Genomic DNA, 13,002 nt, shown 5'->3' with positions numbered 1-13,002 from the left:
TTCTAAAAATAGACGCAAATAGTGAGATCACGCACGGCCTCTCTGAGATTTGATTAAGACGTCAAACAGGCTTGTTTCGACACTATTGTCGGCCCAGCGAAGGCATGAAGTTAATGAGCTCTTCCGCCTTCAGGCGAAGCGGAAATCTCTATCACCAACATCTCCACATCTTTTCAGAATCGAACCACATGGCTCTTCCTCTTATCCCAGTCATTCTTTGCGGCGGCTCTGGCACGCGACTCTGGCCATTGTCACGTGATACATATCCAAAACAATTTTTGCGTTTGCTAGGTGGAGAAAGCCTATTGCAGCAAACCATGCAACGACTAAAAAAGATTGACGCGATGGGTGCGCCGCTATTGGTCTGCAATGAATCATCACGCTTTATTGCCGCAGAACAACTGCGCGAGATTGGAATCGTCGATGCAGAGATCCTTCTCGAGCCTATGCGACGTAACACGGCCCCTGCGATTGCCGTCGCTGCACTACATGCACTCGCTCAAGGGAATGATGCGATTTTGATGGTATTGCCGTCCGACCATGTCATCAAAAATCAGGTAACGTTTAGCGCCGCTATTCAGATAGCATTAAGAGCGGCTGAAGATGGCAAGTTGGTGACGTTCGGCATTAACCCGCTTGGACCCGAAACTGGCTATGGCTATATCCGCGCCGGCACGGCATCTCACGGACAAGCACAACCCGTCTTGCAGTTTGTCGAAAAACCGGATCGCGACACTGCAGAAAAGTACCTCGCCAGCGGTAACTATTTTTGGAATAGCGGCATGTTCGTATTTCGTGCCAGCCGTTATATTGAAGAGCTGACACACTACCAACCAGAAATCGTAGCCGCCTGTCGCAATGCTTTAGAGTTGGCACAAAAAGATCTGGACTTCGTGCGACTAGATAATCAAGCCTACGCCAGCAGTCCTGATAAAGCGATTGACTATGCGGTAATGGAACGCACCGAGCATGCTTGCGTCGTTCCATTGGAAGCAGGCTGGAGTGACATTGGTTCGTGGGCTTCAGTCTGGGAAGCCTCCGACAAAGATGCCGATAGTAACGCCACCCATGGCGATGTCATGCTGCAAGACTGCCACGACTGTCTGGTGCACGGCACCACACGCCTGATCACAGCCATTGGCCTGCGCGATACAGTCATTGTAGAAACCGCCGATGCCATCCTCGTCATGAATAAAGAGCATGCGCAAAATACCAAAAATATAGTCGAAAAGCTGACCAAAATTAACCGCTCAGAGGCATCCCAGCATCGCGAAGTATCCCGCCCATGGGGATCTTATGACTCCATAGGAAACGGCAAACGTTTTCAGGTTAAACGTATTACGGTCAAACCCGGCGCCAAGCTATCACTACAAATGCATCACCATCGTGCAGAGCATTGGGTCGTGGTTACGGGTACCGCAAAAATTACCAATGGCGACCAGGAATATTTGCTCACTGAAAATCAGTCCACGTTTATCCCGGTAGGCGTCGTCCACTCACTGGAAAATCCAGGAAAAATACCGCTTGAACTAATCGAAATACAGTCCGGCACGTATTTGGGAGAAGACGACATCGTGCGACTGGAAGATCGATACGGTCGCGTCTAAAAAGGATTGGAAGGATATCAACCAACACAACGCTTCACTAATAGCGCTGTAGGTTAGTTGTTTTCTGGTTAGTTGTTTTTTGATCCGGGCGCACACTCGGGACAAGTTTTTATCCGTATGGGACTACACACCTCATTAAAATTTATATGCGACACCCACGTCAGCCAGCCCTTGTGTGACTGATGTGGCAAATACAAATGCCGAACATCTGACCGATCCCAACAAAAATCCTTCATGCACAAGACAATCACCAAAGCTATATTTCCCGTTGCCGGATTAGGTACCCGCTTTCTTCCTGCAACCAAAGCCAGCCCGAAAGAAATGCTACCGATTGTTGACAAACCCCTGATCCAGTACGCAGTCGAGGAAGCAGCAGCGGCAGGTATTACGCAAATGATTTTTGTGACCGGTCGCAACAAACGCGCAATCGAAGATCACTTCGACAAAGCCTATGAACTTGAAGCCGAACTAACCGCTAAAAACAAGCAAGAGTTACTAGACTTGCTGCGCGACATCAAACCCAAAAATGTGCAATGCATTTACGTCAGGCAGGCCGAAGCGCTAGGCTTGGGGCACGCAGTGCTCTGCGCCGAAAAGTTAGTGCACGGTGAGCCTTTCGCCGTCATCCTGGCCGATGACCTGTTGGACGGCAAGATACCAGTCATGCGGCAAATGACGGAACTCTATGCAGAACATGGCAGCAGCATTATCGGTGTAGAGGCCATTACCCTCGCACAAAGCAGATCTTATGGCGTGGTCGCAGGTACCAGAATGGATGACAAGTTACTGACACTGCACGGTATTGTAGAAAAACCAGCGCCAGAAAATGCCCCCTCCAATTTGGGTGTAGTTGGGCGCTACGTCTTGAATCCTTCGATTTTTCAATACCTGCACAACCTCCAACCCGGTGCTGGCGGCGAACTACAATTGACCGATGGCATTGCAGCGATGCTGGCCCATGAGCGAGTCCTTGCTTATCAATTTAAAGGTACCCGCTACGACTGCGGAAGCAAACAAGGCTATTTGCGGGCAACAGTCGAATTTGCGCTCAAACATCCAGAGGTAAGCGAAGAATTTCGGCACTTCCTGCGCAACCTCCCTTCAACGACATCCTCAGTAAATGAATTTGCGTCGGATGATAAACAAAGCGCACTCGCTACATCAACGTCTGTAGAAATCCCGTGAATCCACAAACAATTATGAAACCTCTTTTACAGCGCACGTGAGGCGACTGTTTTATTTGGTTAGTAGGATGATCAAATGACGTTAGTAACAAGTGGCGCAAGCATCCTGTCCAATTTTCGCGCACCACTATCACGCGCCTCATTGATTTCCTTTCAATTTTGATCCTTTACAACATGATTACTCTCTCCCCTACATTATTTAAAGCGTACGACATCCGCGGCATCGTCGGTCAAACACTGGATGCATCGATCGCCTACGATATTGGTCGGGCATTTGGGGCAGCCGTCCTGGCACAGGGCGAACATGCGGCAATCGTCGGCCGTGATGGCCGCCTCTCAGGGCCGGAGCTATCGACCGCACTGGTAAATGGCTTGCAATCAACCGGCGTGACCGTAATCGATCTCGGCGTTGTCACTACGCCCATGGTGTATTACGCCACCAACGTACTAAGCACTACTTCTGGCATTATGGTCACCGGCAGCCACAATCCTGCGGATCACAACGGATTTAAAATGGTACTGGGTGGCGAAGCGATATATGGCGACACTATTCAATTGCTATACCAGGCGATATGCGATCAAGCAATCGTCAAATCGACAGCGCAACCAAAAGAACCGGAAGAACCTGGCCAATATCGTCCGCACGACATCAAAGATTACTACCTCAAACGCATCACCAGCAACGTAAAACTGCAACGTCCAATGAAGATTGCCATTGACTGTGGTAACGGCGTAGCGGGCGCATTTGCCGCCGAGTTATATCGTGCAATGGGCTGTGAAGTCATTGAACTATTTTGCGAAGTCGACGGCAGATTCCCCAACCATCACCCCGATCCGGCCGATCCAAAAAATTTGCAGGACTTAATTCGCTGTCTAAGTGAGACTGACGCTGAGATTGGATTGGCCTTCGATGGCGACGGAGACCGTTTGGGCGTGGTGACCAAAGATGGTCAGATCATTTATCCAGATCGCCAGTTAATGCTATTTGCCAAAGATGTCCTGACACGTCATCCTGGCACTGAAATTTTATATGACGTCAAATGTACGAGACACCTCGCTCCCTGGATTATTGAACATGGCGGTAAGCCATTGATGTGCAAGACAGGTCATTCACTGGTCAAGGCAAAAATGCGGGAAACCCGTGCGCCACTCGGCGGGGAAATGAGTGGACATGTATTCTTTAAAGACCGCTGGTACGGCTTTGATGACGGCATGTACGCGGGAGCGCGTCTGCTGGAACTGCTTAGCAACGAAACCGATCCTTCGGCGATCCTTAATGGACTGCCACAATCGATCAGCACGCCAGAGTTACATATCAAACTTAATGAGGGCGAAAGTGTTCCACTGATCGCACACTTGCTGAGCCACGCCACATTCCCCGGCGCAGTTGAAGTGATAAAAATTGACGGCTTGCGCGTCGAATACCCCGATGGTTTTGGACTAGCCCGCGCATCCAACACGACCTCTGTCATTGTCATGCGTTTTGAAGCTGAATCAGTGGAAGCGTTAGGCCGTATACAAAATGCCTTTAAACGGGTGATCTTGGACGCCAGGCCGGATGCAGTCTTGCCTTATTAATGCAATCACATTGCCTTAATAAGGCAGGAGGGTGAGCTGCCACTCCGGTCGACGCAAGTGGCAGAACTAAAGGCGCGACACCTAAGCATATCGGGTACAAATCGTAGCCCTATGATGCCGGACTACCTTTATTCACCCTCTGGAAAAACGCGACTATTAAGTCTATTAAGCCCATCAATTCGCAACGCAGCAGCTTCCGCCAGCATCTGAGATGACGTTCCCGCCAATCGCAGCAAACGCTCGGTATCTCTAATATTCAGTAGCGGCCTCGCATCACCGCTGTCTCTATCCATCATGCTGAAATGGACCAGCTCAATGCATGTTTGTATTCCCAGACAAACATCTTTAGCCAACGCATAAAATTCTGCGGTCGGTTCATTTCTGTGGTGGGTGGGTAGCCATGAAAATGCCTGGTGAAGTGACTCTGGCTCTGTTGAGGACGATGGCGGTGTCGTGTTCGGTTTGCTCATGATTGTGCTACCGAATTGTCGTGGGGAGTAAGAGGTTTAATAATTCGCAAAGGGAAGCGGGCAAGCAAAATATTATCAGGCATGTTGTTTTCTTTCGTGTGTGGTTAATCCGCCCCTCGCTGTCAAACGGGGTGGGCGGCGAATGGCAGGGTTGACAGACTGGCACACAAAAGCAAACCAGCAAGCCCGAAGGCTTCCCTGTCACCGCCGCCCATTGAGAACGGACGAAGACAGACACACGTAAAAAAACGGCTTTGCGCCGTTTGTGCGCTTTTGTGTATTCAGGCTGTCAAACCAGTTCCCTTTTTTTTCAGGGACGAAAAGAGTATAAAGCATCACTGTGACTTCTGTGAAGTGTAGATTTTTTGTCGACAAACAGTTGCTTGCAATATTTACTCCTCTTGCTCGCCGACATCAATTAAAACGGTATACTTACGCACCGGATGAGGCAGTTCAAGTGATTCATCAACGCGTAAAATTTACTGACCAGATCGCGGTGACTAACGCTGCGCCTATTTATGTTTCCATGGATGAGTATTACCAGACTTGCCGATACCACAGTGATGCTTCCACTTGCAGCGGCCTGCACAGTTTGGTTAGCGTGCGGGCGCGCCTGGCGCATGGCTTTCTGGTGGTGCCTGCTATTCGCCCTGGGCTTGACACTCGTTGCAGCAACAAAAATCGCTTTTATCGGATGGGGTATCGGCATTCAGGCACTTGATTTCACTGGGTTCAGTGGACATGCCATGCGAACTACCGCGGTCATGCCAGTACTGTTTTATTTATTGTTGCAAAAATCATCTCCCACTGTACGAACTCTTGGCGTGGTGCTCGGAATCGCTTTAGGCGTGTTAATCGGCATATCACGGCTGGCTGTGCAGGTGCATTCTGTCTCAGAGGTTGTCAGCGGCTGTATTCTGGGCGCATTCGTCAGTGTCGGCTTTATTTGGATTTCAAGCACTCTACCTAAACCAATCTTGCATCGTTGGTTAATTGCACTGAGTCTGATTGTTTTGATTCCCGCGCCGATGGCAAAGCCAGCACCGACAGATCGATGGCTGAATGCCATTTCCTTATCGATTTCTGGACATTACAAACCTTTCGAACGGGGCTACTCAGGCGAAAGTCACTGTTGCGTATCAGAACCGGACTAATATTTCCCAGTAGAAATAGACCCGTGCAAAGATAGAGACGATAAAACTGTCAGCATCATGGTCAATTTTTGTAATCTCATTTATATCGCCTCCATCACTTTGATCGGCGCCGTTAATACGAAAGACGTGCTCCGTTACGGCCCGTTCTCTCATATGCGCCGATTATTCGGATAAAAGCTTCCTGCGCAGAACGCGCCAGAAGAAACTTCTCCGCAAGAAGATTGACCAGAAGTCTCCCACTAGTATTCAATCTACTGAATCAGTTTGCTATCAATCAATTGACGCTGAATCGATTTGAATATGCGCTCGGCAATAGCGGCCATTCCCAGATCGCCCGGATGTGCGGCAACACCTTTATTGCTTATACTCTGCTGATTACCAGCCACGTTATCCGGAGATTTTGACAATCCTGTTATATCAACGTAGGTGCCCCCGGCACTAAGGCAACTGTCTTGGATAATTTTATCTTTTACTGCGGAACTCCACCATGTACCAACACATACCAGTACACCTTTTATAGGACGTAAGGAGAAAAGTGTCTTTAAATATGCACTAGAGAAAGTGGCTAAATTATTAGAGTTAGGTGTGAAATTATCACCTAAAGCAACAATCACAATATCAGCTTTTTGCGACAACTTAACTGATGAATAACTTAACGTAAATTTTTCCGGGGTAGTTTCAAGTACATTAGAACTTTGTCGATCTGCAGTCCACAAATCGTGACCTGAATTTTTCTTCAACAGCTTAAGTACTTGCGACACATAATCATTGTCACTCGAAGTAGCCGCCATACCCCAATTCCCAGTCCAGCTAATCTCCGGAGACGGGCCATGCTGCGTAATCGAATTTCCGATCACAAAAATACATTTAGATTGTGCAGCACATTCATTCGCACGAACCAAGATAGGCGACGTTATAAAGCTCCAGAGAAACAAACAGACTACCGTTTTAAATATCGTGAAATTCATGGTAATTTCTTATTCGCTATGTGTATCGGGGTATCAGATGTGAATATTTTTTCTAAAAAATTCCGCATCCTCGTGTTTAAAGGAGTCTCAATATAGCGGTAAACAAAATGCGCGATACAGACACATGACACAAACGCGATTGGCAAAATCAGGTATGCCGATTGAATATAAAACTTCAGTAATATCACACAGATTGCTGGTGCTAAAATTGGATGAATCATATAGAGCGAATACGAACTATCACCGAGTTGAACCAGCAGCTTTTTAAAATTTGGAAATATTGACATTTTTATCGATAACAAGGCTGCAACGATCATCACGCCTTCGACGTGAAAATCCCCGACAAAATAATGCCTCAAGTCTCGCACATATGGGATGAGCAGTATTGCTAGGCCGAGACCAAGAAGCGTCAATGCCAAACCCTTCGGAAGCCGAAATCCCTTTGAGTACCCCAAGGCCAGCGCCATCCCGGATACAAACATCAAATTTATAGTATTAAAACAAACCTGAGCTAAAGCCGACTCAGCGCGGACAAAGAGGCCAATTACCGACATTCCAACAATGATGAGTGAGGTAAAAACAAAAGTTGGCTGACGCAGAAACAAAGATAAAGCAAACACATAATAAAACAACATTTCATGCAGTAACGTCCACGCAACGCCATGAATCGGTCGTACCTCACCGACAGCATTGAGCATAGGGAACAAAACATAGGAACCTATAACACTGAGCAGATCTGGGCGATTGTGAAGTATGAGCGCTGGGATAATCAATGCTATCGTTACTTTTAGGGTGGTGATAAGCCAGTAAAGGGGGAAAACACGCGCTATACGTCTACGAAGAAATCGTTTCGCGCCGTCTGCATTTTTTGAAAGTTTTTGCCCCGACAAATACATTACGAACCCGCTAATGACGAAAAATATTGGGACACCCGACTCTCCTCCATGCCATACGCCTGATCCAAGATTTATCCGATCATGAATGTAAAATGTGATGTGCGTGACCAAAACTAAAGCAGCTGCTACAAACCGGAGAATTTGCAAATTTTCGTCGCGTACATTTTGTTCGTTAATGGCCATACGTTTGCCTTGTTGGGGGTGTTCAATTTCAGGTATCAAGGGAATTTTCTTTAGAACTACGCAGTCCGACTCATTAAAGAAGTGACCACTTATTGATCCAGGCTTCTTGACAAATGCGTGCCTGCTTTACTCGTCATCGCCGCGCCCCTTATCGCCTGCTTAATAGTTACAAATATACACAATGGGTTAGAACGAAAAGGGCGCGGTGAATGGTAATAGCCCATAAAGATGTAATTCAAACTTCGACTAAAATAAAAAGATTCATTTTCTAAAAGAGTCTTGAAAAATGTCTAAGATGGATTCTCACTTTGGCTAAGAAATTCCGGGTTAAGCTTTTGAGAAATATCTTTTTGTGCAGTGTCACCAATTGGCAGATACCGTTCAAGCAATACCTCGTATTGCTTCAATACGTCTGGCCAGGTGAACGCGTCCTGAAAACGACGTTGTCCGTGTTGCCGCAAATCCGCAAGAGTCGCTGAATTCGCAAGGAGCGTATCCATAGCACGAGCAAAATCAACTGCTCCATTAAAATATACCGCGCCATCGCCAGCGACCCAACGATTAAAACGATTGTCATGCGCAATCACTGGATTGCCTGCCCCCATCGCCTCAACCAATGAAGGATTGGTTCCACCCACTTGATGTCCGTGTACGTATGCAGCGCTATGAAAACGTAATGCCTGGACCACAGCCTTATCGTAAATAGCGCCGACGAACCGCACTTCGTCGCTGGCAGCATTCATGACCGAGCGATGATAAGCATTATCTTGTTTGTAATTACCCAGCACGACTAATTGATAACCGCGTGGTTTCGCAGAGAAACCCTGCACCACTTCCAAAATAGAATTTTCAGGCTCCCCTCGGGCAATGACAGTCAAATATCGGCCAGCCTCCAACCCCAATGCATGGACGGGCCCAAGCGGTGCGGTGGTCACGCTATCCGCACCATAAGGTATCGTGGTGATTTTATTGGCCGCCACACGCGATTGCAAGTGTGCCTTAATCTGTGGGTGATCCGCCACCAAATGGTTGCCTAGCCAGCAGCCAACCCAGTCATTCATCCAAAACCAAACTTTGGCGCACCTGCCCCACTTGACCCGCGACCATTCAATACCGTCCATATTGATCAGGTTAGGAACCTCTTTGATCCGCAACAGCGCACAAAATATTGCCGTGTTATAGCCAAGCGTCAGACATAAATCGCCAAACTTAGCTGCATGCGTCGTGGCCTTCCAGTCAAAAAGCATTGTGCCCTTAGATCCGGTTTGTGACACGGGAATACGCACACGCTCGACGCCCTGCCAGGTATCTTCAAACAGCATACCAGCGCCATCTTCCTGGCAATACACGATGACCCGCCAACCTTGCGCCACTAAATAAAGTGCCAAGTGTTCCGCAAAAGTTTCAAATCCGCCGTGCGCAGCAGGTATCCCACGCGTGCCAAGGATACGTAAGGTTCGAACCAAACTATTCACAATTTTTACTCCCAAAAAAATTTTATAATTCTTTAACTATGCTTACTCGATGCTGTCCGCATCACTTCATTTAGTTGCGTCGCATAGCCTTCTAAAGAAAACAGCGCTGTCTGCCGGGCACGGCCAGCGGCCCCCATCCGAAGCCGCAAATCCGTATCGCTCATCATTCTAAACATCGCAGCAGCAAGGGCACTCACGTCACAGGGCGTAACCAAGCAACCGGTCTCACCGTCGACAACGATCTCCACCAATCCGCCATGTGCCGCAGCAATTACCGGTCGACCAAAACCCATTGCCTCAATAGCGACCCGACCAAAAGGCTCGGGATTTGTTGATGGCACAACCACTACATCGGCAGCAATCCATACATGTTCAATATCCGGGTGATACGGAATCAAGATCACTTTATCGGAACAATTTGCTTTAGAAATACATGCCTCCAAATCCCGTTCGTACTGTTCTTGCCCAACAGGTGCCGATCCGACAATGGCCAGACGAGCTCGACAGTCAGTGCCGACAACCAGTTTCGCAAATGCTTCAACAAGGAGTTGCTGACCTTTCCACGCATTAATACGACCTACTAGCACGAACAGAACGTCGTGTCCGCTTGCCCCCAAAGAGACGCGCTCAGCATGGCGATCAACGTTAACCTTTGGAGCGTCATAGCCGTTCCAAATCACAAGATACTTTTCTACGTCGCCCGTGACATATATCCAATCACGGGTATGCGTTGAGTTGCAAACAACCGTCGAAGAGAGCTTTGCTACAAGATGACGAAATCCTAAGGTGATCGCTTTCGAACCACTAAAAATTTCGCGTACATGCCATATATGTGGAACCCTCCATAAACGCGCACAAAGAGCGCCACCAAAGACTGCAACGGTATTGGAGTACACAAGATTAAAACTACTTTTACGCTGTGCTTTACTCAAAAAAAAGACTGCGCGCACTAAGCTCAAGGCAATCCTGAATAGACCCGGCACGGATAGCATCGTGCGCTCGATTTTGCATACTTCTCCCACAATAACGGTCGCTCCGGCGCTTTCCAATTTGGGCACCAAAATGCCGTATTCTGGCAGCGCCACGGTGACTTCCATGCCCGAACTACGGCTCCGCACAAAATCCAGTAGCGAACGATCCGATCCATAAAGTTCGGCAGATGAATGGACGATCAATATGCGTAAAAATTTTTCTTGGAATTCCATTTAGTTGCATTAGCCCTAACGCCAATTTGAGTGCCTGCCAGACGACAAGTGCTACCAAGCTGCCTCTTTAATATTCCTACCTGAAAGAAATATTTTTTTATGCTATGCCAAAAAAATACACCTCCTCATTGATAGAAGGGTGTCAGTATCTTGATACTTTAAAGGTTCATTCCATGAGAATGGTCGCTTATCATTGATTCAAAAATTTCTGAAAATTGGATTTGCATTTTTTCAACTGAAAATTCGGAGTCAAATCTTTCTTTACCGGCCCGCCCGAGACGTCGGCGCAGAGCAGCATCAGTTAATAATTTTTCTAACTCTGCTGCCAGCGAGGTAGCGTCGCCGGGATTGAAGGTTAGACCAGTTATACCGTCAACAACGATTTCAATAAGTCCACCAAACCGAGAAACAACTAGCGGCTTCTCCGCAGCCATTGCTTCCACCGCCACCAAACCAAAAGGTTCTGGTTCAGTGGAGGGTACACAGACAATATCAAGCGCGGCATAAGCAGGCCAAATTTCTGATGAGAAACCCTCTACAACGATATGATCCCGCAAAGGTGATTGAGCGATTCGCTGTTTTAACTCAACCTCAAAATTTTCCTGACCCGGCGGTGGGCTTCCCATGAAAACCACAGAGAAATTACCCACCCCTCTCTTGTGAAGCAATTCAATCGCATTCAACAGTAAGCCATGCCCTTTCCAGCGATTGATCCTACCCACCAACCCAATCGCGAGCTGACTTCCCGCCGGTCTAAACCTGCGATAGATTTGCTCAACGCAGTCTTGCTCCATATGACGTGGCCCGTGCACACCGTTCCAGATCACTCGCATCTTCTTTTTTAATCCTGATTGCACACCTAGCAACCAATGGTAAGTTGCATTGGAATTACAGACCACCTGATCAGCAAAAATTCTTAGTAGCAAAGGAAAAGTGTACGCAGCTATTCGAGGATGTTCGATGATTTCGTGCACATGCCAAAGATGCGGGATGCCTCGACGACGCGACCAGAGCGCCCCACCCAGAACAGCTAGCGTGTTTGAATGAACGAGATCGACATGGCGCGATCCAAATATTCGGTCATATGCTGGCAGAGCAATGCATAATTCGCACAATAGCCCGAACAGTCCTTTAAGACTGAGTCTTGCACGGGTAATCTTGAGCATAGGGAGAATATGGAATTCAATATTCCGGAGTGTAAATTCGCAAGTTAATGGACCAGCGTTTGGTACCAATACCACCGGTTTCCCGCCAAGTCTTAGCACCCCTTCAGCGAGATAAAGTAAAACCTTATCGGACCCGTACATATCCGAAGACTGATGGAAGAAGGCGATTAATTTACCCTCTAACGGTAGATTCTCCTTGCTCACAATAGCTCCAAAGGCCGCATGGAATCTGCAGCCCCTACTACGTCAGAGAGGTTATAACGTCCACCGAGCTTAGTCCCCACAATCTCCATATAAAGTGGTGATTCGTCGATTGCGTAATGGTAAACAATATTGCGTGAACCATAGCTTCCGCTTAAAAAACGCTCAATACGACGCCCGACCATAACAATTTTTCGCAGTGATTTATTCCGCAGTGCACCGAATGCCAATCTAATTTTTTCAGCCTCTAGCGCCATCTCCGGATGCGTACTTAGATTGGTTCCATCGATACCAAATATCGCCAAATATTCCGGGATATGTCGAATTACCGCGCCGGATGCAGCAATACGCAGAATAAGATCTTTATCCGCAGCATAGCGGTATCGACTATCAAGCCGAAGCAAACCACTATCCCATAGTTTGCGACGAAAAAAAATTGTCGCTGATTGCATATTGAGAAAGTCGTTAGCCACATAAGTATGCCGGAAAGGTATTTCGCGCCGTAACGCAACCGGACGCCCTTGAGAATCGGCAACGATGTAATCTCCGAACACGACATCCACCTCGGGATGTGCATCGAAATACGTTTGTACCAACGCTAACGTACCGGGCAGATATTGTTCATCAGAATTTAACCAAGACAAAAACTCGCCCTTAGCGCGCTCCCAAGAACGATTAATGGCATCGTACATTCCGCTATCCGCCTCACTAACAGCTTGTAAACCAGCCTGTTCAAGCAACCATGCAGGTGTGCCATCGGAGGATTCGGCATCTTGCAATAGATGCTCAAGCGCCACGCCGCGCTGACCGCGAACAGATCCTACGCAACGCTTAAGTTTATCTAGCGAATTACGTGTAGGAGTTGCAATGGAAAAGCGAATGTTAGTCATATTGATACCTTTGTAGGGTGGTAAA

11 protein-coding genes are annotated in these 13,002 nt (G+C 47.7%); 4 read left to right on the top strand and 7 right to left on the bottom strand.

What is annotated here, in order from left to right:
* Positions 1 to 188: 188 nt before the first annotated feature.
* The 3 genes from RGU75_RS16855 (at position 189) to RGU75_RS16845 (ending at position 4,369) form a co-directional block, all read left to right on the top strand.
* On the top strand, positions 189 to 1,607 hold the full coding sequence (locus RGU75_RS16855) for a mannose-1-phosphate guanylyltransferase/mannose-6-phosphate isomerase (protein WP_322237928.1): 1,419 nt from the start codon (positions 189 to 191) through the stop codon (positions 1,605 to 1,607).
* 234 nt (positions 1,608 to 1,841) lie between these two features.
* Complete coding sequence (gene galU / locus RGU75_RS16850) at positions 1,842 to 2,792, top strand: UTP--glucose-1-phosphate uridylyltransferase GalU (protein WP_322237926.1); 951 nt, start codon at positions 1,842 to 1,844, stop codon at positions 2,790 to 2,792.
* A 173-nt stretch (positions 2,793 to 2,965) separates the two neighbouring features.
* A complete protein-coding gene (locus RGU75_RS16845; protein ID WP_322237924.1) occupies positions 2,966 to 4,369 on the top strand; it encodes a phosphomannomutase/phosphoglucomutase in 1,404 nt (467 codons plus the stop codon).
* Positions 4,370 to 4,497: 128 nt separating this feature from the next.
* On the opposite strand, the gene RGU75_RS16840 is transcribed toward RGU75_RS16845, so the two are convergent.
* Positions 4,498 to 4,839: a hypothetical protein gene (locus RGU75_RS16840; protein WP_322237922.1), complete on the bottom strand. Its 342-nt coding sequence runs from the start codon at positions 4,837 to 4,839 to the stop codon at positions 4,498 to 4,500.
* Between the two features lie 530 nt (positions 4,840 to 5,369).
* Between RGU75_RS16840 and RGU75_RS16835 the strand changes: the two genes are divergently transcribed.
* Positions 5,370 to 5,993, top strand: a complete 624-nt coding sequence (locus RGU75_RS16835) for a phosphatase PAP2 family protein (RefSeq protein WP_322237920.1) — start codon at positions 5,370 to 5,372, stop codon at positions 5,991 to 5,993.
* Positions 5,994 to 6,244: 251 nt separating this feature from the next.
* On the opposite strand, the gene RGU75_RS16830 is transcribed toward RGU75_RS16835, so the two are convergent.
* The 6 genes from RGU75_RS16830 to RGU75_RS16805 all read right to left on the bottom strand — a co-directional run bounded on the left by RGU75_RS16830 (position 6,245) and on the right by RGU75_RS16805 (position 12,977).
* Positions 6,245 to 6,961, bottom strand: coding sequence for an SGNH/GDSL hydrolase family protein (locus RGU75_RS16830; RefSeq protein ID WP_322237918.1), 717 nt, complete (start codon positions 6,959 to 6,961; stop codon positions 6,245 to 6,247).
* Positions 6,958 to 8,040 (bottom strand): acyltransferase, encoded by a 1,083-nt coding sequence (locus tag RGU75_RS16825; RefSeq protein WP_322237916.1) that lies wholly within the window; start codon positions 8,038 to 8,040, stop codon positions 6,958 to 6,960. Before RGU75_RS16825 ends, RGU75_RS16830 begins: the two co-directional genes overlap by 4 nt.
* A 290-nt stretch (positions 8,041 to 8,330) precedes the next feature.
* On the bottom strand, positions 8,331 to 9,515 hold the full coding sequence (locus RGU75_RS16820) for a DUF1972 domain-containing protein (protein ID WP_322237914.1): 1,185 nt from the start codon (positions 9,513 to 9,515) through the stop codon (positions 8,331 to 8,333).
* 32 nt (positions 9,516 to 9,547) lie between these two features.
* Entirely contained in the window at positions 9,548 to 10,720 is a 1,173-nt protein-coding gene (locus RGU75_RS16815) for a glycosyltransferase family 4 protein (RefSeq protein ID WP_322237912.1), read from the bottom strand.
* Positions 10,721 to 10,878: 158 nt separating this feature from the next.
* Entirely contained in the window at positions 10,879 to 12,090 is a 1,212-nt protein-coding gene (locus RGU75_RS16810) for a glycosyltransferase family 4 protein (protein ID WP_322237910.1), read from the bottom strand.
* Positions 12,087 to 12,977: a glycosyltransferase family 2 protein gene (locus tag RGU75_RS16805; RefSeq protein ID WP_322237908.1), complete on the bottom strand. Its 891-nt coding sequence runs from the start codon at positions 12,975 to 12,977 to the stop codon at positions 12,087 to 12,089. Before RGU75_RS16805 ends, RGU75_RS16810 begins: the two co-directional genes overlap by 4 nt.
* Positions 12,978 to 13,002: the final 25 nt, after the last annotated feature.

This window comes from Glaciimonas sp. CA11.2 (assembly GCF_034314045.1).
In the GTDB taxonomy this organism is placed as follows: Bacteria; Pseudomonadota; Gammaproteobacteria; order Burkholderiales; family Burkholderiaceae_D; genus Glaciimonas.
This window is presented reverse-complemented; position numbering and strand designations above follow the sequence as displayed.

Excerpts from the sequence above, each read along its gene's own strand:
- RGU75_RS16825 (WP_322237916.1), bottom strand. The coding sequence starts at position 8,040 with ATGGCCATTAACGAACAAAATGTACGCGACGAAAATTTGCAAATTCTC.
- galU (WP_322237926.1), top strand. The coding sequence starts at position 1,842 with ATGCACAAGACAATCACCAAAGCTATATTTCCCGTTGCCGGATTAGGT.
- RGU75_RS16805 (WP_322237908.1), bottom strand. The coding sequence starts at position 12,977 with ATGACTAACATTCGCTTTTCCATTGCAACTCCTACACGTAATTCGCTA.
- RGU75_RS16845 (WP_322237924.1), top strand. The coding sequence starts at position 2,966 with ATGATTACTCTCTCCCCTACATTATTTAAAGCGTACGACATCCGCGGC.
- RGU75_RS16840 (WP_322237922.1), bottom strand. The coding sequence starts at position 4,839 with ATGAGCAAACCGAACACGACACCGCCATCGTCCTCAACAGAGCCAGAG.
- RGU75_RS16815 (WP_322237912.1), bottom strand. The coding sequence starts at position 10,720 with ATGGAATTCCAAGAAAAATTTTTACGCATATTGATCGTCCATTCATCT.
- RGU75_RS16835 (WP_322237920.1), top strand. The coding sequence starts at position 5,370 with ATGAGTATTACCAGACTTGCCGATACCACAGTGATGCTTCCACTTGCA.
- RGU75_RS16830 (WP_322237918.1), bottom strand. The coding sequence starts at position 6,961 with ATGAATTTCACGATATTTAAAACGGTAGTCTGTTTGTTTCTCTGGAGC.
- RGU75_RS16855 (WP_322237928.1), top strand. The coding sequence starts at position 189 with ATGGCTCTTCCTCTTATCCCAGTCATTCTTTGCGGCGGCTCTGGCACG.